Origin of the sequence: Guptibacillus hwajinpoensis (genome assembly GCF_005144865.1) — a bacterium.
GTDB lineage: Bacteria > Bacillota > Bacilli > Bacillales > Guptibacillaceae > Guptibacillus > Guptibacillus hwajinpoensis_A.
Map to the genome: position 1 here is coordinate 84148 of NZ_SWFM01000001.1, position 19676 is coordinate 103823.

17 protein-coding genes are annotated in these 19676 nt (G+C 38.0%); 12 read left to right on the top strand and 5 right to left on the bottom strand.

The genetic code is table 11. The annotated features are described in order from the left end of the window. Nucleotides 1-6: 6 nt before the first annotated feature. Entirely contained in the window at nucleotides 7-657 is a 651-nt protein-coding gene (locus tag FBF83_RS00415) for an SIMPL domain-containing protein (protein WP_136945187.1), read from the bottom strand. Between the two features lie 114 nt (nucleotides 658-771). On the opposite strand from FBF83_RS00415, the gene FBF83_RS00420 reads away from it, so the two are divergent. From FBF83_RS00420 to FBF83_RS00440, 5 genes are all read left to right on the top strand, one after another. Continuing rightward, nucleotides 772-2010 (top strand): aminopeptidase, encoded by a 1239-nt coding sequence (locus FBF83_RS00420; protein ID WP_420875102.1) that lies wholly within the window; start codon nucleotides 772-774, stop codon nucleotides 2008-2010. Nucleotides 2011-2139: 129 nt separating this feature from the next. Further along, entirely contained in the window at nucleotides 2140-4437 is a 2298-nt protein-coding gene (locus FBF83_RS00425; RefSeq protein WP_136945188.1) for an ATP-dependent DNA helicase, read from the top strand. Between the two features lie 27 nt (nucleotides 4438-4464). Next, the gene (locus FBF83_RS00430) at nucleotides 4465-5583 is read left to right on the top strand and encodes an amidohydrolase (RefSeq protein WP_136945189.1); all 1119 of its coding nucleotides are present in this window, start codon (nucleotides 4465-4467) and stop codon (nucleotides 5581-5583) included. A gap of 169 nt (nucleotides 5584-5752) precedes the next feature. After that, nucleotides 5753-6742, top strand: a complete 990-nt coding sequence (locus FBF83_RS00435) for a sodium:calcium antiporter (RefSeq protein WP_136945190.1) — start codon at nucleotides 5753-5755, stop codon at nucleotides 6740-6742. Nucleotides 6743-6897: 155 nt separating this feature from the next. Further along, nucleotides 6898-8073: an MFS transporter gene (locus FBF83_RS00440; protein WP_136945191.1), complete on the top strand. Its 1176-nt coding sequence runs from the start codon at nucleotides 6898-6900 to the stop codon at nucleotides 8071-8073. Nucleotides 8074-8146: 73 nt separating this feature from the next. Here FBF83_RS00440 and FBF83_RS00445 read toward each other — a convergent pair whose 3' ends face one another. Further along, the gene (locus FBF83_RS00445) at nucleotides 8147-8734 is read right to left on the bottom strand and encodes a biotin transporter BioY (RefSeq protein ID WP_136945192.1); all 588 of its coding nucleotides are present in this window, start codon (nucleotides 8732-8734) and stop codon (nucleotides 8147-8149) included. A gap of 369 nt (nucleotides 8735-9103) precedes the next feature. Between FBF83_RS00445 and FBF83_RS00450 the strand changes: the two genes are divergently transcribed. The 5 genes from FBF83_RS00450 (at nucleotide 9104) to FBF83_RS00470 (ending at nucleotide 15591) form a co-directional block, all read left to right on the top strand. After that, nucleotides 9104-9496 (top strand): hypothetical protein, encoded by a 393-nt coding sequence (locus FBF83_RS00450; RefSeq protein ID WP_136945193.1) that lies wholly within the window; start codon nucleotides 9104-9106, stop codon nucleotides 9494-9496. Between the two features lie 270 nt (nucleotides 9497-9766). Next, nucleotides 9767-11737, top strand: a complete 1971-nt coding sequence (parE, locus tag FBF83_RS00455; RefSeq protein ID WP_136945194.1) for a DNA topoisomerase IV subunit B — start codon at nucleotides 9767-9769, stop codon at nucleotides 11735-11737. A 2-nt stretch (nucleotides 11738-11739) separates the two neighbouring features. After that, on the top strand, nucleotides 11740-14166 hold the full coding sequence (gene parC, locus FBF83_RS00460; protein WP_136945195.1) for a DNA topoisomerase IV subunit A: 2427 nt from the start codon (nucleotides 11740-11742) through the stop codon (nucleotides 14164-14166). Nucleotides 14167-14323: 157 nt separating this feature from the next. Further along, nucleotides 14324-14821, top strand: a complete 498-nt coding sequence (locus FBF83_RS00465; protein WP_169525116.1) for a metal-dependent hydrolase — start codon at nucleotides 14324-14326, stop codon at nucleotides 14819-14821. Nucleotides 14822-14922: 101 nt separating this feature from the next. Continuing rightward, on the top strand, nucleotides 14923-15591 hold the full coding sequence (locus FBF83_RS00470; RefSeq protein WP_136945197.1) for a TVP38/TMEM64 family protein: 669 nt from the start codon (nucleotides 14923-14925) through the stop codon (nucleotides 15589-15591). 37 nt (nucleotides 15592-15628) lie between these two features. Here FBF83_RS00470 and FBF83_RS00475 read toward each other — a convergent pair whose 3' ends face one another. After that, entirely contained in the window at nucleotides 15629-16207 is a 579-nt protein-coding gene (locus tag FBF83_RS00475; RefSeq protein WP_136945198.1) for a DUF4184 family protein, read from the bottom strand. 210 nt (nucleotides 16208-16417) lie between these two features. Here FBF83_RS00475 and FBF83_RS00480 point away from each other — a divergent pair, with 210 nt between their 5' ends. After that, nucleotides 16418-17593 carry a MalY/PatB family protein gene (locus tag FBF83_RS00480; protein WP_136945199.1) on the top strand — a complete coding sequence of 392 codons (1176 nt, stop codon included), beginning with the start codon at nucleotides 16418-16420 and terminating at the stop codon, nucleotides 17591-17593. 56 nt (nucleotides 17594-17649) lie between these two features. Here FBF83_RS00480 and FBF83_RS00485 read toward each other — a convergent pair whose 3' ends face one another. Next, nucleotides 17650-18195 carry a 2'-5' RNA ligase family protein gene (locus tag FBF83_RS00485; protein ID WP_136945200.1) on the bottom strand — a complete coding sequence of 182 codons (546 nt, stop codon included), beginning with the start codon at nucleotides 18193-18195 and terminating at the stop codon, nucleotides 17650-17652. A gap of 292 nt (nucleotides 18196-18487) precedes the next feature. On the opposite strand from FBF83_RS00485, the gene FBF83_RS00490 reads away from it, so the two are divergent. After that, nucleotides 18488-18976 carry a hypothetical protein gene (locus tag FBF83_RS00490; protein ID WP_136945201.1) on the top strand — a complete coding sequence of 163 codons (489 nt, stop codon included), beginning with the start codon at nucleotides 18488-18490 and terminating at the stop codon, nucleotides 18974-18976. 296 nt (nucleotides 18977-19272) lie between these two features. Here FBF83_RS00490 and FBF83_RS00495 read toward each other — a convergent pair whose 3' ends face one another. Then, complete coding sequence (locus FBF83_RS00495) at nucleotides 19273-19581, bottom strand: hypothetical protein (RefSeq protein WP_136945202.1); 309 nt, start codon at nucleotides 19579-19581, stop codon at nucleotides 19273-19275. Between the last annotated feature and the right edge of the window lie 95 nt (nucleotides 19582-19676).

The following is a 19676-nucleotide window of genomic DNA, read 5'->3' on the forward strand; positions in this document are numbered from 1 at the left end:
CCCTTTTCACGTTGGATAAGTATAAACCATTTTAATTTGAGCGGTAATGGTTAATTGTCCTGGTTGTATAGGTGTACCTTGATATTGGCTGAGCATACGGTAAACAGGTGAAGAAGATTCTATTTCAATGATTTGGTGAGGGGTTTTAGGGAGTGTAATCTTTAGAGATCGAGCAATGTCTCTCGCTTTTTCTCTTGCCTGTTCAATGGCGAGTGTTAATGCTTTTTGGCTGTATTGATCAGGGTGCTTAACTTTAAATTGAATGCTTGATATGCTGTTTGCCCCTGAAGCAACTGCTGCGTCCAAAACTTCTCCAGTTTTTTTAACTGGTTCAATCAGTATGGTTAATAAATGGGTGACTCTATATCCTAGAAATTGTTTCGTGTTATTTTCAAACGTATACTCCTCTTCAATTCGATAATCAGAGGTTTGAATATTTTCATTCGGAATACCCTTGTTATGCATTGTTTTCACAATTTCAAAAATCGTCTCTGCATTTTCCCTCTGTGCTTCACTTATACTTTTAGATGATGTTTCTGCACCGATAACAGCGGAGGTTATGTCAGGGGTTGCTTCAATAGTTCCAGTTCCATAAACCGTTATCGTGTTCTGAGACATGGACACGTTTGAAGGCTGCTCATTAGGAGTGTTGTTCACATTTTTCACGCCTTTCTTTAGAAGATTGAAGATATATCCAGGATATTGAGGACAGAAAGTGTGAGTTTTGTTAAAATTCTAAGTAGTTGTTTTGATACTAAGGAGGAATTGATTTTGCCAGAACATAATATGTTAGAAAAGTATGCAGAATTAGCTCTTAAACGAGGAGTTAATCTGCAAAAAGATCAAATGCTAATCGTAAATGCTTCGATCGAAGGAGCAGCTTTCGCACGCATCGTTGTTAAGCAAGCATATGAAATGGGAGCAAAAACGGTACATATAAATTGGAGTGACGATGAGCTAGATCGTTTATGGTATGAAAATGCTGCCCAGGATGTGCTTGAAAACGTTCCTGAATGGCGAGTAAAAATGTTTGACCATTTCGCAGAGGAAGGTGCAGCAATTCTATCGATTCGATCCACCAATCCTGATTTGTTAAAGGGCATTGATTCATCACGAATTTCCGCTTCTAATAAAGCGGCTGGTGAAGCGATGAAGAACTTCCGTAAATATACGATGAACGACAAAATTACGTGGTCAATCATTGCTATTCCAAATGGCGAATGGGCAACAAAGATCTTTCCAGAAGTATCAGAAGGTGAAGCCATCGAACAGCTTTGGGATCAAATCTTTAAGATTACGAGAGTGGATAAGGATCATCCAGTTGAAGCGTGGAACGAACACAATGCGACCCTTGCTAAAGCAAGAGGTGTCCTAAACGATCGACATTATAAGAAGCTTGTCTATAAAGCTCCTGGTACAGATCTTGAGATTGATCTTCCTGACGGTCATATTTGGAAAGGTGGTTCTTCTCATTCTGAACAAGGCATAGAATTTAATGCAAATATGCCTACAGAAGAAGTGTTCACACTTCCTCATAAATACGGTGTAAATGGTACAGTCGCCAGCACAAAGCCACTTAGCTACGGTGGCAACTTAATTAATAACTTCTCACTTACTTTTAAAGATGGTAAAGTAATCGATTTTTCTGCTGAAGAAGGATATGAAACGCTTGAGAACCTTCTCAACATGGATGAAGGCTCAAGAAGACTTGGTGAAATCGCAATTGTTCCACATCATTCACCAATTTCGCAGTCGGGTCTTATTTTCTTCAATACACTCTACGATGAAAATGCTTCGTGCCACCTTGCACTTGGGAAAGCATACCCTAGTAGTGTAAAGGGTGGAGCAGATATGGATGATCAAGCGCTTGATCAAAATGGTGTTAATAACAGTATCACTCACGTTGACTTTATGATGGGTTCAGGTGAGCTAGATATTGATGGAGTAAAAGAAGATGGTACAACTGAAGCTATTTTCCGTAATGGAAACTGGGCTATCGATGTAAACTAAACTCTCGAACGTTCCTTCTGGTCATTCCAGTTGGGACGTTTTTTTAGAACCCGTTAAACATTGCCATAATAGCTGTGTGATTCCTATAATAGATATGAAGGTACATGAAAGAAAAAAATAGGTGATAACATGAATGAAACAATTAGAGTATCTGTTCGTCCGCTAGTGGAATATGCATACCGTAGCGGAAGCATTGACACGCGCTTTCGCACGACAACATCAATGACAGAAGGAACTCGTCTGCATCAAATGATCCAGAAAACGTATGGCGAAGAAGATCAAAAAGAAATCCCGTTTGAAATCGATTTTACATACGAACACCTAACGTTTCATATCGAAGGTCGTTGTGATGGATTGCTTATGAGAGAAGACAAGCTTGTGATTGATGAGATTAAATCAACTTCTCTCCCGCTCACTGAAATAAATGAAAATTCCTATCCTGTTTATTGGGCGCAGGCAATGTGTTACGCGTATATGGCAACAAAAGTATATAAACGTGATGAAATAATCGTTCAGCTTACGTATATTCAATCCAACTCAAAGGAAATTGTTCGCTACGAAAAAGAATTCACTTCCAATCAATTGACCGAGTTTATGAATGAAATGATCTCGCACTATGCTCCATTTGCTAAATGGAAACAAAAGCATGTAGAGCAACGAACGGAAACAGCTAAGGCTTTACAATTTCCGTTCGATTCGTATCGAGATGGACAACGTAAGCTAGCGGGAGCTGTTTACAAAACGGTTCAAGATGGAGCGACTTTATTCGCAACTGCACCAACCGGGATTGGGAAAACCATAAGTACGCTCTTTCCTGTTGTGAAAGCAATGGGTGAAGGTTTTGGTCAAAAAATCTTCTATTTAACTGCAAAAACAATCACAAGAGAAACCGCTCAGGAAGCGTTTCGACTAATGGAAACTGGAGGCCTTCAAGCTTCTTCCGTTACCATTACAGCAAAAGATAAGATATGTTTTAAGGAGAAAACAATTTGTCAAAAGGACTATTGTGAATATGCCGATGGATATTATGATCGGGTAAATGACGGAATGCTTGATGTGTTAACCAATGAAACACGTATGACTCGAGAAGTAATTGAGAGGTATGCCCATAAACACCGACTATGTCCATTTGAGCTTTCACTCGATCTTTCTTATACAGCCGATGCTGTTATTTGTGACTATAATTATTTATTTGATCCGAGAGTTTCTTTAAAACGATTGATTGAAGAACAAAAGAAGCGTACGACAGTGCTGGTAGATGAAGCTCATAATCTCGTTGATCGAGCAAGAGGTATGTATTCAGCAGAGCTATTTAAGTCGCCGTTTCTGGAACTTAAACGCTCCTATAAAGGGAAAAACGCAGAAATTGTAAACGCTGCAGCTGCAATTAATCAATTTATGATTGAATTAAGAAAATCATGTGAGAATGGAAAGCTTGTGATACAAGAAGTTGATGAGGAGCTGCTAGTAAAACTTGATACCTTTATTCAAGTCAGCGAACAGGAGTTACTTCAGCAAGGGAATGACGAGGAGCTGCTTGATGTTTATTTTGCAGCACAGAATTTTATTCGCATTGCAAAATTTTATGATGAACGGTTCATCACGTATGTCGAATCTGGAAAATCGGAAGTAAAGTTGAAATTGTTTTGTTTTGATCCTTCTTATTTACTCCAAACAATGCGTAAGGGCTTTATGGCAACGGTCTTTTTCTCTGCAACATTCTCACCCTTATCATATTATCAAGAGATGCTCGGTTGGAATGAAGAAAATTATGCAATTCAAATACCTTCTCCATTTCCTAGAGAAAATGCAAAGGTTTATATTGCTCCCTTATCGACAAAGTATAGGGATCGAGAACAAACGCTTCAACCGCTTGTAGAAGTTCTTGGTAAAGTGGTTAATGAAAAACCAGGGAATTATCTATTCTTTTTCCCATCTTATGGCTATATGGAGCAAGTATATGATGCCTTTACTTCTAAATGCGATGGTTTAGAAACGATTCTTCAAAAGAGTGGTATGACAGAACAAGAACGCGAAGAATTCTTGAACATGTTTACTAGTAATCGCCCAAGTAGTTTGATTGGATTCGCGGTAGTTGGAGGGATTTTCTCTGAAGGGATTGACCTAAAAGGTGACAGACTAACAGGTGTCGTAGTAGTGGGTGTTGGGCTTCCTAACTTTGATACAGAACGACATTTGATGAAAAAGTATTTTGATCAGCAAGGAAGGAACGGTTTTGAGTATACATATGTCTATCCAGGTATGAACCGTGTTCAACAAGCGGGAGGAAGGCTCATTCGAACAGAAACGGATACTGGGCAGTTAGTATTAATCGATAGTCGTTTTCTAGAACCACGGTACCAACAACTACTTCCCTTTGAATGGCAACATTTCACTGTCTTATCGGATATAACGCTCTTAAACTAACTTTCCTAGAGAATAGAGGGTGTGACAATGTCAAATGAGCTTAGCCACTATATCAAAAAAATACAACAAGATCTTCACGCGATACCTGAACCTGCTTTTCATGAATTTAAAACAGCAGCTTACATTGAAAAAGAACTCAAAAGCTTGGGCTATACTGTTCATACAGGTATAGCTGGTACGGGTGTGACTGCAACCTTAACGGGAAAGCGCGATCGTCCATGCATTGGTGTCCGAGCAGATATGGACTGTATTAAACATGAAGACGATGGACGTCTATTTTATCGTCATTCCTGTGGCCATGATGCTCACTCAAGTATCGCGCTAGGTATCGCTAGACTGTTCAGTGAAAAAAAGAAAGAGATGAATGGTTCAGTTAAATTTATTTTTCAGCCTGCTGAAGAAATCATGCAGGGAGCAAAAGCGATGGTTCATGAAGGTGTATTAGAGGATGTTGATAGCTTAATTGGCTACCATTTACGAACCGCTACAGAATGTCCTACTGGTTCTATGTCTCCTGCGCTTATGCATAGTGCAGGGACAATTTTGACTGGTAAGATTCAAGGAAAAACAGCACATGGTGGACGTCCTCATCTAGGTGTGAATGTCATAGATGTTTTTGGTGCCTTAATTAACTCGGTTAACGCAATTCGACCAAATCCTCAGACTGGAACAAGTGTTAAATTCACCAGTTTTGCAGCAGGTGGGGGCTCTTTCAATGTCATTCCAGGTAGTGCTTCATTCGCTATTGATGTTCGAAGCCGAGATAATGAGGAGCTTAAGAGGGTTTTAGAAAATATAGATCGCATCATTCATCATACTGGGAGCATGTATGATGCTTATATTACTTATCAAGTGGAAGGTGGTGTTCCCGCTCCAAGATATTCAAAACGGCTTATTCAAGAAGCGCAATTCGCAATTGAATCTGTTCTTGGAAAAGGAAAAGCAATTTCTCCTATAGTAACGCCGGGTGGGGAAGACTTTCACTATTATACAAAGCTCACAGATATCGAAGCTGTCTATCTTGGGATTGGCGCTAATGTTTCTCCTGGACTACATGATCCGTCCATGACATTTGATCATCATTCACTCGTTGAAGCTTCACTTGTTATTAGTCATCTTGTAAATCAACTGCATAATAAACAATAAAACCCGATGGAATTGCGGGTTTTATTTTGTGAAAAAAAACTTATTAACTTTTTTCATAAAGACTCCTATTCAAACCATCGCGAGACTATATTAGTTTTTGGGGTTTAGCTATATTAGATGAAGGTAATGGTAAGAAGAAGCTAAATTGTTGGACACAAGGAGTACATTCATGAATTTATTTCTAACGTTTATGTTATTTATCGCTGCAGCAATTGCTACTTACTTTGTTGCAACGCGTCTTGCCATGTATGGGGATGCGATCAGTGAGAAGACGAAAACATCATCCGCATTTATGGGTATCATTATTGGCGCTGCCATTTCTTTACCTGAACTGACGTCAAGTGTAACGGCCATTGCTATTGATAGTCCGGATCTTGCTATCGGTAATTTACTCGGTAGTAATTTATTTAATTTATTGGCACTTGCTGTTCTAGATATGGTTTACCGCCATGAACAAATCATGGGCCAAACTGACATTGGTAGTAAGCTTTATATCTATCTTGTCATTGTCATGACATTAATAGTTGTAGCGGGATTATCTTTAACGTTACAAGCGAGTATTTTTCACATTGGATATAGTTCAGTCATTCTAGTGCTTATTTATTTTGTAGGGGTAAAATGGATTAATAGTAAAACAGAAGAAAAAGTAAAAAGAAAAAATCGACGTAATGAAAAATATGGTGAATTTTCCTATAAGAGAGTTGTCACAATGTTTGTGCTTTCCGCTGTTGGGATTATGATTGTTGGTACAGTATTGACCCTTACGGCAGATCGAATAGCCGACAGTACTGGGCTTGGTGCATCATTTGTAGGTTCTTTTTTAGTCGGTGCAAGCACCTCACTTCCTGACGCAGTAAGTGTTGCAACTGCCCTTAAGCTTCGGAACTATAGCATGGGGGTTAGTTCATTATTGGGAAGTAACGCATTTAACATTATGCTTCTTTCATTTACGGATGCAATCTATCTTAAAACGAATATTTTCCAGCATGCAAGTATGTCTAATATCGTTACAACAGTTTCAACGGTTGTAGTAGTGCTTGTCATTCTTTATAGTATTACAAGAAGAGAGAAGCGAACGACACTTTTTTATATGCTACCATCTATCGCCATTGTTGTTATTTACTTCATAGCTACATTTATGGTTTATCAAATGAAATAGGTTGCAGGGAGAAATCCCTGCAACTTTTTTTATTTGCTTAAAAAACGGCATGGAGGGAATGAAAGCGGTAACTGAAAATGTTTGAAAATAATTACAAGTTTTAAATGTGAATCACCGTGGAATCCTCCGTGATAGATTAAATTTTGGAGGTTACTATGTCAAAAGGAAAAAGTATTCACGCGTTAATTATTTTATTATTTACCCAGTTCGTATCTGGCGGGGTTACGAATACAAAAGGGATTGTGCTTGATGAGGTCGAAGCAGACCTCGGACTTGATATGAGTGAGTTTGGGCTAGTAGTTTTGATCTTTCAAATTGGCTTTACACTTGCAAGCTTGATTTTTGGTTATTTTACAGATAAAAAAGGACTTCGAATCATGGTTATTATTGCTACACTTATTATGGGTGCTGGATTTTTAGGGACAGGATTAGCATCTAATGTAATGCTGTTTCTTGGATTCTATATGTTAATTGGATTTGGTCTTGGTGCACTTGGTGTTGCATCAAATGCAATTGTTCCAGCTGCTTATCCTAATAAACAAAATCAAATGTTTAATTTAGCGATGGGGATTTACGGACTGGGAATGATTGTTTTTCCTCAGCTTCTAAACTATCTCTTTGAATTTGCATCATGGCGCTATTTCTATGCAGGAATTGCTGCATTAAATGTTTTAGTAATTTTCTACGTTACATCGGTTGCTTTTCCAGATGGTAAAGCAGATAAGATTGACTTAAAAGCCTTTATTCCAATGTTAAAAGATGCGCAAATGGTCTTCTTAATGTTCTTCCTGATTTTCGAAGTATCTGCTGAAGTATCCTTTACAAACTTCTTTCCACCATATTTAAAATCACTTGAACTTGGTGGTATATCAAACGAAGCGAAATCAGATATGGTTGCAACAATATTATCACTGTTCTCTGTCTTCTTTATGGTAGGGAGACTCGGGGCTGCGTATCTTGCAAATAAACTTAACGAACGATTAATAATGATTACATTCTCTCTTGGGTCAGTTATTATCGTGGCAATTAGTTTCTTCTTTGCCAATCAAGTTCCTTACCTATTTGCTGGCGCGGGTCTTTTCTTCTCTACGTTGTTCCCTACAGCTACGGCATTCGGGACAACAATTTCAAAAAATCCTGGTTCCGCTCTAGGTCTAATCTATGTTGCTTCAGGAATTGGTGGCGGTTTAGCCGGGTACATCATTGGTCTTGTTTCAGAGGCGTTTGGTGAAAAAGGTGGCTTTAGTCTTGTTATTGTCTTCCTTCTACTAATGTTCATCGTTTCTCTATTCTTGAACTCAAACAAATCAAAACAAGTCGCAAGCGAATAATAGTCAAAAAAAGCCGCCGGTACGCACCGGCGGTAATTTATTATTCAACTATTGGGGATAGTGGAATACGTAATTAGGCAACTTTGCCATGTTGACGTCTCGACGTCTTTGAAACAGCAGTATAGATACGTGGGGAAATAAGAGCCGCTACAGCACTTAAAATAATATCTTTTGGTAAAGGGGCAAGCATCCAGAGCCAAGCCATGCTATAAGTAAATCCTTCTGGAGCATCTGCCCACAGTTTATAAGCGTAGTACATATAGTTTGTTCCTAAAACATAGTTCAAAATAAATCCAGTGAAGCTAGCAATCATAAAGGTCGACATGGAAGGTTTAGACTTTGATTCAACAATTTTGCCAACTACATATGCGACTAAAATATAAGATAGAATAAAACCAAATGTCGGTTTGAAGATAACACCAGGCCCACCTGTAAATTGAGCAAAAACCGGTGCTCCTGCTAAACCAACTAATGTGTAAACAATCATTGAAGTTGCACCAAGTCTACTACCGAGTAGCAAGCCAGCAAGAATTGCAAAAAACGTTTGTAATGTAATTGGTACACCACCAACGATAAGAAATTGAGCAATATTTGCCCCAACGGCCATCAGTGCTGCAAACATCCCTGCGTAAACTAAATCAATTGTTTTCATTTTCCCCATATAAGATCCTCGCTTTCATTATCACTATAAGGAATCGTAAAAGAAAAACTGTTTTATGTCAACTTCAAAATAAAGAGAGTTAACAATTTGGTTTGTATATACGTGTTTAAAAGAATATATTTTAAATTATATACATTAATTAGTTGCTTTCATTTTGATTATAACACCTTAACTATAATTTTGGTTTACACTTTTTGTCGTTATATTAAAGTGCAAGATGATATCTATATTGTTAAACATTCAAATAAACTTTCACCTTAAATGATCCATTTGAAGGTCGAGAAATCCCTTGTGCTATAAGAAAACGTATTACCAAATGAAAAATGTATGGTAAACTAATAGCGAATGTACGATGAGAGGAGCCTCTGTATGAATATGTTGAGAGGAACCCTTCTGTCGGTTTTGTTGCTATGTTTTGTTGTGGCTGTTGGTACTGCCTTTGCTAACGAACAAAATGATGATCTAGCACATGTAACTGGCGAGGTCCAAAAGAAAATGATTCGCTATGAAAAGCCACAAATGACGATAAAAACGGATCAAAAAGATGAAAGTAATTTAGAAGATGGAAATGATCAAAAAAATGAAAATGCAGAAGAGATGACTGAAGCTGCAGCTAACAAACCTTATTATTATCTCGTTGTTAACAAAACTCCTTATTTAACTGATAGTTCGGAGTGGAAGTCGATTCAAGAGGGAGACATTATCACAATTGGTTATAAAGCTGGTCATGTAGATGTCGCAAAAACAATTGATGAAAAATAGACAATACGGTACAATACGGTTCGATGTTTTTTTCTCTCCTGCCAATGTGCAGGATTTTTTTATATGATGAATCGAAAGCGTATATCAATAGAAGAAATAACGATGATTACGTTAAAGCTTAGTGTAGATAAAGACTGTAGAGTACTGCCTTACTATTAAAAACCTCAACATCTGGCAATGCTTTAAAAAAAGACCGGGTGCAAGAAAAGATAGAAACACCCGTTCTCATATGGTAGGCTAGTCTATACAGCAAGTTGAAAGGGGAAAAACATGGTAACGAAACAGAAGCAAGAATACAGTGATGATTCGATCCAGGTTCTAGAAGGGCTTGAAGCTGTTAGAAAGCGCCCGGGTATGTATATCGGAAGCACTGACTCAAGAGGTTTGCATCACTTAGTTTATGAAATTGTCGATAACTCAGTTGATGAAGCTCTTGCAGGACATGGCGATGAAATCAACGTTACTTTATATGAAGATAATAGCGTTAGTATTGAAGATAATGGTCGTGGGATGCCTGTTGGAATGCACAAACTTGGTAAACCAACACCAGAAATCATCCTTACCATCCTTCACGCCGGAGGTAAGTTCGGGCAAGGCGGATACAAAACAAGTGGAGGATTACACGGTGTAGGCGCATCCGTTGTGAACGCTCTTTCCGAATGGCTAGAAGTTACCATTCATCGTGATGGCTTTATATTTAAGCAACGATTTGAAAATGGTGGCAAGCCAGCAACAACGCTCGAGAACATAGGCAAAACGCGTAAGACAGGGACAACAATTCACTTCAAGCCTGACACTACGATGTTTAGCACACTAAATTATAATTACGATACGCTCAGCGAACGCCTTCGTGAAGCGGCATTCTTACTTAAAGGTCTTAAGATTGAACTCAATGATAAACGCCATGATCGTAAAGAAGTCTTCTATTATGAAACCGGTATCGAAGCCTTCATTAACTATTTGAATGAAGATAAAGAAACATTACATCCAGTTGTTACGTTTAACGGTGAACACAATGGTATTGAACTGGATTTCTCATTCCAGTATAACGATGGCTTCTCGGAAAATGTCCTCTCATTTGTTAATAACGTACGAACAAGAGATGGCGGTACACATGAATCGGGTATGAAGACAGCGATTACGCGCGTCATTAATGATTATGCGAAAAAAGTAAATCTTTTAAAAGAAAAAGATAAGAACCTTGAAGGAAATGACATTCGCGAAGGCTTCACAGCAATTGTATCTGTTCGAATTCCAGAGGAACTGCTTCAGTTCGAAGGACAAACGAAAAGTAAGCTAGGTACAAGTGAAGCTCGATCAGCTATTGATGCGATTGTATCAGGTCAGATTTCTTATTTCTTAGAAGAAAATCCGTCGATTAGTGAAATGCTTATCAAAAAGTCTATTAAAGCTGCTCAAGCGCGCGAAGCAGCTAGAAAAGCCCGTGAGGATGCACGTTCTGGCAAGAAAGGGAAGCGGAAAGAAACGATTCTAAGTGGGAAATTAACACCTGCCACGTCTCGTAATCCAAAGAAGAACGAATTGTACCTTGTTGAGGGTGACTCAGCGGGAGGGTCTGCGAAGCAGGGCCGTGATCGACGTACACAAGCTATTCTTCCGCTACGTGGTAAAGTAATTAACACGGAAAAGGCAAAACTACAGGATATCTTTAAAAACGAAGAAATAAATACCATCATTCACGCTATTGGAGCGGGAGTTGGACCAGACTTTGACATCGAGGATACAAACTACGACAAAATCATCATTATGACGGATGCTGACACAGATGGTGCGCATATACAGGTACTTCTTCTGACGTTCTTCTACCGCTATATGAAGCAGCTTGTGGAACACGGAAAAATCTTTCTTGCACTTCCTCCTCTATACAAAATTAGTAAGGGGAAGGGAAAGAAAGAAGTTGTGGAATATGCCTGGGATGAAGAAGGTATGAAAGCAGCAATGAAAAAAGTCGGTAAAGGCTATACCATTCAGCGTTACAAGGGTCTAGGTGAAATGAACGCCGATCAATTATGGGAAACGACGATGAATCCTGAAAGTCGCACATTGATTCGAGTGAAGATTGAAGACATTGCTCGTGCTGAGAGACGCGTTTCTGTTCTTATGGGAGACAAAGTTGAACCACGAAGACAATGGATTGAATCGAATGTGGCTTTTGGACTGAATGAAGAAACCAACATCATCGAGAATGAGAACATTTCCATTATTGAAGAGGAGGCGTAACATTGGCTAACGCAGAAAAATTTCTAGATCTACCGCTAGAAGATGTCCTTGGAGACGCTTTTGGCCGTTATAGTAAATACATTATTCAGGACCGTGCCCTGCCCGATGCAAGGGACGGTCTGAAGCCTGTACAAAGACGTATTCTTTATGCCATGCACCATGAAGGAAACGTTGCAGATAAACCATTTCGTAAATCAGCCAAAACAGTTGGTAATGTTATTGGTAACTACCATCCACACGGTGATACGTCTGTTTATGACGCGATGGTTCGAATGACGCAGGATTGGAAAGTCCGCAATATCCTAGTTGAAATGCACGGAAATAACGGAAGTGTTGATGGTGATCCGCCTGCTGCGATGAGATATACAGAAGCAAGACTCTCTGCTATTTCATCTGAACTACTACGCGATATCGATAAGGATACTGTAGAGTTTGCTCCTAACTTTGATGATACGCAAAATGAACCGATCGTACTTCCAGCTCGTTTTCCAAACTTATTAGTTAACGGATCAACTGGTATTTCTGCTGGATATGCGACTGATATACCTCCACATAACTTAGGGGAGGTCATTGATGCTGCAGTAATGCAGATGGAAAATCCTGATGTGACTCTAGAAGAGCTTATGGATGTAGTAAAAGGACCTGACTTTCCAACCGGGGGCATTGCTCAAGGAACAGAAGGCATTCGGAAGGCCTTTGAAACGGGTAAAGGGAAATTCATCCTACGCGGTAAAGCGGAAATTGAAGAAGTTCGTGGTGGACGCCAACAGATTGTTGTAACTGAGATTCCTTATGAAATTAATAAGGCAAATCTGGTAAAGAAAATCGATGAACTACGTGTAGATCGAAAAATAGAAGGTATTTCTGAAGTTCGAGATGAGACGGATCGAACGGGTCTTAGGTTTGTTGTTGAACTAAAAAAAGACGCGGATGCAAATGGAATACTGAAGTATTTATATAAAGCAACAGACTTACAAATTACGTATAACTATAATATGGTGGCTATCTATAACAAAACACCAAAACAAATGGGCTTAAAGCGTATTCTAAGTGCCTATATCGAGCACCAGAAGGAAGTAGTCATTCGTCGTTCTGAGTATGACCTCAAACGCGCAAAAGATCGTCAGCACGTCGTTGAGGGGCTTATTCGAGCAATTTCAATTCTAGATGAAGTCATTTCAACAATTCGTTCATCAAAAGACAAGCGTGATGCGAAAAACAATTTAATAAGTCAGTACGACTTTACAGATGCTCAAGCTGAAGCGATTGTAAACTTACAGCTTTACCGCTTAACGAATACGGATATTACAACGCTTCAGAAAGAATCGGAAGAACTTAGTCAACTCATTAACAAGCTAGAAACAATTCTTGGTAGTGAGAAAAAACTTGTAAATCTCATAAAAAAAGAGCTTCTTGAAATCCGTAAGAAGTATGCTGATCCTCGTATGACTAAAATTGAACAGGAAATAGAAGATATTAAAGTCAATCTTGAAGTGATGGTGCCATCAGAGGATGTGATTGTAACGGTTACAGAAGATGGCTATGTAAAAAGGACAAGTCCTCGTTCATATGCTGCCTCAAATGGAAAAGACTTTGGGATGAAGGAGACTGATACTCTTCTTCGTCAATTTGATAGCAATACAACAAACACCATACTGTTATTCACGAACAAAGGTAGTTATCTTTATCTACCAGTTCACGAGCTACCAGAAATTAGGTGGAAAGACCTCGGGCAACATGTGGCCAATATTGTTTCTATTGAATCAGACGAGCGGATTATTGAGGCAATGGAGGTTCAAGAGTTTAAGGAAGATCGATACCTTGTTTTCGTCACTAAACAAGGGATGATTAAGAAAACTGAGCTATCACACTATAAAGCTCAGCGTTATTCAAAGCCGCTTATGGCACTTAAGCTTAAAAAAGATGATGAACTGGTTGATGTTTATGTAACAAACGGCAGTAAAGAAGTATTTATTGCTACGAACTTTGGTTATGGCCTTCGATTTAAAGAAGATGAAATTAGTCTCGTTGGTCAGCGAGCGAGCGGAGTAAAAGGCATTAATTTAAAAGAAGATGATTTTGTTGTAAGTGGTATTATTTATGAACCCACAGCGAAATATGATCTGTTCCTTGTAACCCATCGGGGAGCAGTAAAGAAAATGCAGTTAAGTGAATTTGAAATAACAACTAGAGCGAAACGAGGCGTCGTGATGCTCAGAGAATTAAAATCAAATCCTCATCGCGTTATTGGAGTTGAGGCAGTTACGAAACAAGATCTTGTTATCATAAGAACGAAAAAAGGTGAACCAGTTGAAGTAGATCCTGCCACCTATCGTCCAAATGATCGCTATAGCAATGGTTCATTCGTTATCGATGTGAGTGAAACTGGGGATGCTCTTGAATTAAAAAAGAAATCAAAACCAGAATAAAGCTAGTAGATCCGTCTAATCGACGGGTCTATTTTTTTCGTGATGATTTACGTTGTTTGTGCTATACTAAACCAAATACGAACAAATGATCGCACCCCCTCTAATCGGGCACTTTACACCAATTGAGAAGTCATCACGAAAGAAGGAGGAATACAATATGGAGGGGAAAACACATGCCATAGGCGGTATATGTCTAGGCATAGCTTCACAAAGCTATTACATAACACAGAGTCTAGACGCGCCAGAGATAATGGTATACTACGGTGCATGTTTATTAGGGTCACTCTTACCAGATATATGCCACCCGGGTTCTTGGACAGGAAGAAGAGCAAAGGTGCTCTCAAAAGGAATTAGTCGTTTCTTTGGACATCGAACAATTACACATAGCATTCTTTTTGTTGTTCTCATTTATTGGCTAACATCAACCTTTACATTTCAATATGACGAGTTGATTCAAACAGGGCTACTGATTGGAATTGTTAGCCATCTAATCCTTGATGCGATGACAGTTAGAGGTATTCAACTGTTCTATCCAATCACACTTCGAGTGCGTTTTCCGGTCTACATGAAAACGGCTTCGAAAGCTGAAGGAATTATATCTAGTATCTTAGTAGTGAGTGCGATTTTTTTGATATACAAACAATTGTTCGCATAGCAGCAAAAAGCTCATTTTTTTGCGTATGTAAACAATATTACAGTCAATTAATTAAAAATACGGTAGTGTAGGATGAAGCACGATAAAGAGAGGATGGGAAGATGAAACATGCAAAAACATGGTTGAAATGGGGAGCAATTCTGGCTTTCGTTGGTTTATTAATCTGGTTTAGTCGTTCCTATCTTGACTTTCGAGTAGAAGAGATTCGAGATTGGATCCTATCCTTTGGCATACTTGCTCCAATTGTCTATATGGTCATCTATACAATCCGTCCATTAATCTTTTTCCCTGCATCTGTCCTATCTATTGCTGGTGGGCTAGCTTTTGGATCACTATTTGGAACGATTTATACCGTTATCGGTGCGACCGGTGGGGCAGTGTTGTCTTTTATTGTAGCTAGAAAATTAGGCAAATCCATTGCAAATAAAGATTGGCAAGGAAAAGGGCGTAAATTACAGGAACAACTTGAGAAAAATGGATTTTTCTATGTTCTATTTTTCCGATTCGTTCCACTATTTAACTTTGATCTTATTAGTTATTCAGCAGGGTTATCCAAGATTAAATTCATTTCGTTCTTTCTAGGCACATTAATTGGCATTATCCCTGGGACATTTGCTTATAATTTTCTTGGAAGTAGTCTTGTAACAGGAGATCCAAAAGTTATAGCGATAGCGGTTGGCGTCTTTATCTTATTATCAGTTATTCCGATTTTAATTCGAAATCGAGTTATGAAATCATCAAATTCTCCTATAAAAGAGAAAATAGACTAGATAAGGAGCAGAGTGCATACGCACTTGCTCCTTTTTGTTATGAGTTGACTTCTTTTTGACTGTTGTTCTTAAGAACATTTTTCGTTTTACGTCGTTCTATTAGTAAATAAATGATAGTAGATACGAGTACAATGGAATGTGTAATGGAAAATTCGGTTCCATAGTAGTCGCCATGCCAGTAGGATACAACGCCAGGTATGACTCTGTTATAAACGGGATAGAAAATAGGGACAGCGTCACTTACGTGGGTAAAGAAATCAACAACAACATGAAGGAACCATCCCCAAATGAATCCAGATAAAGGGGTTAGTTTAAACCCGCGATGAAGTATCATTAGCATAATAAATGCTATAAACCAGATTACAATGGAATGACCTAGCTTACGTAAAATATCGACTACAGGATGTTCAAATAGACCATGGATAAAGTAATGCATAGATAACTGCACACTAGGATTAATGAGTTTTTGAATACTTCGCTCTACTAATAAATATAGAAACATCACATAATAAATGATGTCTGGCGCAATCCCGCCAATAACAATATATTTAACTGTAAGGCGCTTCTTTTTCCGAAAGAAAAAGTAACTCCAGAATGCATGATGTAATGTGTTCATTTTGAATCGATCCTCGCTATAGTTATTATAATGAAATCTCTATTATCAAGTGAAAGAAATCACAATTGCAATAAGCGTCCTTAAGTAGGTTCATTCTATCATTAATTTCGGCAGTTTATAGTGTCTATGTACTCTGTCAGGCAAGTCCTCTGACAGGGTGGACAAGTTTTGATAAAGTAAAGGTGGAAACAAAAAGATGGAGGCGCAATTATGAACCCTTTTGATGAACGAATTAATCGATATGATACACATTCTGTAAAATGGGATCACACAGATACGATATTTGAAAAAGAAAATTTGTTACCTATGTGGGTAGCCGATATGGACTTTAAAGCTCCGCAAGCTGTGATTGATGAGCTTACGAAACGCATTGAACATGGGATATTTGGATATTCAATGCCAACTGAACAAACAAAGAAGACTATTCAGAGTTGGCTTGATCGAAGGCACCAATGGACAATTCAACAAGATTGGATTGTTTTTACGCCTGGCGTTGTTCCAGCACTTTCAGCTGCAGTGAATACATACACAAAGAAGGGAGAAAAGGTGGTTATTCAATCACCTGTGTATTATCCGTTCCGTGATATGGTTGAAAAGAGCGATCGACATGTAGTTGATAATCCACTTAAATTAGAAGAAGACAAGTATGTGATGGATTATGAGGATCTTGAGTTAAAGCTTAAAGATCCAGAAGTTACAATGTTAATTCTATGTAACCCACATAATCCAGTAGGAAGGGTGTGGACAAAAGAAGAACTATTAAAGCTTGCAGAGCTATGTTTAACTTACGATGTATTGATTGTGTCGGATGACATTCATTTTGATTTGATTCTTAAAGAGAATAAACATACGCTAATTTCTACACTTTCTGATAAGATTGCTGCAAATACGATTACTTGTGTTGCGCCTAGCAAAACGTTTAATCTTGCTGGAATGCAAATATCGACGATTATCATTCCAGATGAAGAAAAGCGGGAGCAATTTAGTACGTACATGGGCAAACTTGGTTTATTTGCACCAAGTCCATTTGGAATAACGGCTATTGAAGCGGCTTATACACATGGGGAAGTATGGCTTGAGGAATTAATAGAATATCTAGAAGGAAATCTTGATTATCTTAAATCATTTATTGCTGAGCGTATACCAGAAATTGATGTAATTGAACCAGAGGGCACATACCTTGTCTGGTTAGATTTCCGAAAGCTTTCTATGCCTCATGAAAAATTAGAACGATTTATCCAAGAAGATGCTAAGTTAGCATTGGATGAAGGCTATATATTTGGTGAAGGTGGAAAAGGATTTGAACGAATGAATATCGCTTGTCCTCGCTCTATTCTCAAAGAAGGATTAGAGCGGTTGGAGGAAGCTATGCTTAACCAAAAATAACAACAAACGCCCTGGTGATTAGACTAGGGCGTTTGTTGTTATTTAAGGTAAGATGACTAGTGTATTGCATTCTTATGAAATGGGCGAAGTGGTACTTCTAGAACAGGTGTATAGACTTCATTATCATTTAAAGAAAACACGTGGATTGAATGAACTTTAAAAGGCTCAAAACCTACTAATTTCTCATTTGAATCGTTTCTCATCTGTAGAAAATTTTCATCCGATGGAATTCCGTCTTTTTTAGCAACGGTTAAATGCGGTATGAAATCCGTTGCCTCAAAATAAGCCTTCTGGTCTTCAAGTGTTGGTTTAATAGCATCTAGTAGTAGGTGGTGGAGTGTGATAATCTCTTTCGATATTACGCTGCTAAACAATACCGTTGAACCGAAAGTTGCAGGTGCACCTAGTTTTAAATCAAAAGCGGGAAAGTCATGACATACATTCTCAATTTTTGGCAGCCAACTTTTATCTTCAGTTAATCCACCTTGTGCTTTTATCGTAATATGTGGAGGAGAAATCTCTTGATAATTCCAACGTTTTCGAAACGAACTGATTTCATTTGTGATGAGTAGTGGAGGGAGGATCCCTATAAAAAACGGCATTGCTTAATCTCCTTCATTTATAAGATTCATCGGATAAAGAATGGTCATTTCGAAATCATTCTACTAGTACCTTTAATTCGCTAGTTAGCTAAATACACCTTTAAAATAAGGATATTTTTAGCGCAAAACGATAAAAAGAAATCGTTTGTACTACTCATATAACCAAAGAAGAAAATTATAAAAAAAGTTACATAATTTAAGGAAAAAAACAGAAATTTTGTTATGATAGGAGAGATTAATATAAACTCATTTTAAAGATTTTAAGGCTAGAAAAGGAAAGCGGGTGATTTGTATGAAAAAAATAACAAAAGGACTGCTAACCATCCTACTTTTCTCTGTTCTCGCGTTTAGTTATTTGAAATCAGCTGAACTTTATATAAACTACAAGAACGACAAATATAAGCATACTGCAAGCGCAATAAGCCTCGAAAGCAGTTTGCATAAGGAAATCGATGAACAGAACATCTATGAAATACAGGTACATAGAAATGGCGAAGGTCAAAACCAGCCAATAACTTCAACTGAAGATGAGTCAATCCTTGTGAATTGGTTAAATGATCTCGATCATAATGAATTAACGCAGTTACCAAATCACAGAGTTCAAGTTGATGATGCTGATTTTATTATTTATTTAAAGACTGGTAAAGAACTTAGAGTCAATTTAGATCAGGATACAGTCATCATATCTAGGAATGATAATGATAACAAAACGTTCTCAACTTATTTAGTCAGCAGTTACGATCAAACAAATGATCTGGAACGTATTCTTGATAAAGAGTAAAAATTTCAATCCCGTCTCACTATCTTAAGTTTACTTAACGATTGAGACGGGATTATCGTTTTTAAGATGACTTCCTATAATAAGTATTATGTTAACTAAAATAAAAATTAATGATTTAGCGTCTAAATATCTTTTATATTGATCAATACATATATTCCTCTCTTTCATTGTTACAAATAAAAATTCAAACTCACAGAACATTCCAGTACTGTGAGTTTGTTTAATAATGAAATTAAGCGACGCATTCATCTGCTTCTTTTGCTTATATTCTCATTCATCCCATGTAAAGTATCAACCTATTTCAAATCATCCTTAATCGCATTCGTAAATTCTTCAATCGCACTGTTGTCTATACCCATGCCTTTTGCTGCGTTGGTCATGTCTGTGAATGATTGTTTCGACGCACTGTTTGAAGAATTATGTGCAGGCTGCTGTGACATTGTGTGCTTATTGCCATGAGTCATGGTTTGGGAAGAATTTTGTTGGGCATTATATTCGTCTCTAAAGCGATTGGTCAATCCGTAAGCAGCCGCTCCTCCTAATGCGCTTAATGCCATCATTGTTGCGGTTTTTCCTTTACCTTGATTCTTCTTTTTCTTATTCACGAAAATTCACTTCCTTTGATGCGAATTTAAACACTTGTATCTCCCCCCTATAGAAACACATGTTAGTTTAAGTAATCCGGTAGTAAATATACTGG

Bases quoted from the DNA above. Each gene is read 5' to 3' on its own strand.
- FBF83_RS00425 (WP_136945188.1), top strand. From the start codon at position 2,140: ATGAATGAAACAATTAGAGTATCTGTTCGTCCGCTAGTGGAATATGCA.
- FBF83_RS00430 (WP_136945189.1), top strand. From the start codon at position 4,465: ATGTCAAATGAGCTTAGCCACTATATCAAAAAAATACAACAAGATCTT.
- FBF83_RS00435 (WP_136945190.1), top strand. From the start codon at position 5,753: ATGAATTTATTTCTAACGTTTATGTTATTTATCGCTGCAGCAATTGCT.
- FBF83_RS00440 (WP_136945191.1), top strand. From the start codon at position 6,898: ATGTCAAAAGGAAAAAGTATTCACGCGTTAATTATTTTATTATTTACC.
- FBF83_RS00445 (WP_136945192.1), bottom strand. From the start codon at position 8,734: ATGGGGAAAATGAAAACAATTGATTTAGTTTACGCAGGGATGTTTGCA.
- FBF83_RS00450 (WP_136945193.1), top strand. From the start codon at position 9,104: ATGAATATGTTGAGAGGAACCCTTCTGTCGGTTTTGTTGCTATGTTTT.
- parE (WP_136945194.1), top strand. From the start codon at position 9,767: ATGGTAACGAAACAGAAGCAAGAATACAGTGATGATTCGATCCAGGTT.
- FBF83_RS00465 (WP_169525116.1), top strand. From the start codon at position 14,324: ATGGAGGGGAAAACACATGCCATAGGCGGTATATGTCTAGGCATAGCT.
- FBF83_RS00470 (WP_136945197.1), top strand. From the start codon at position 14,923: ATGAAACATGCAAAAACATGGTTGAAATGGGGAGCAATTCTGGCTTTC.
- FBF83_RS00475 (WP_136945198.1), bottom strand. From the start codon at position 16,207: ATGAACACATTACATCATGCATTCTGGAGTTACTTTTTCTTTCGGAAA.
- FBF83_RS00480 (WP_136945199.1), top strand. From the start codon at position 16,418: ATGAACCCTTTTGATGAACGAATTAATCGATATGATACACATTCTGTA.
- FBF83_RS00485 (WP_136945200.1), bottom strand. From the start codon at position 18,195: ATGCCGTTTTTTATAGGGATCCTCCCTCCACTACTCATCACAAATGAA.
- FBF83_RS00490 (WP_136945201.1), top strand. From the start codon at position 18,488: ATGAAAAAAATAACAAAAGGACTGCTAACCATCCTACTTTTCTCTGTT.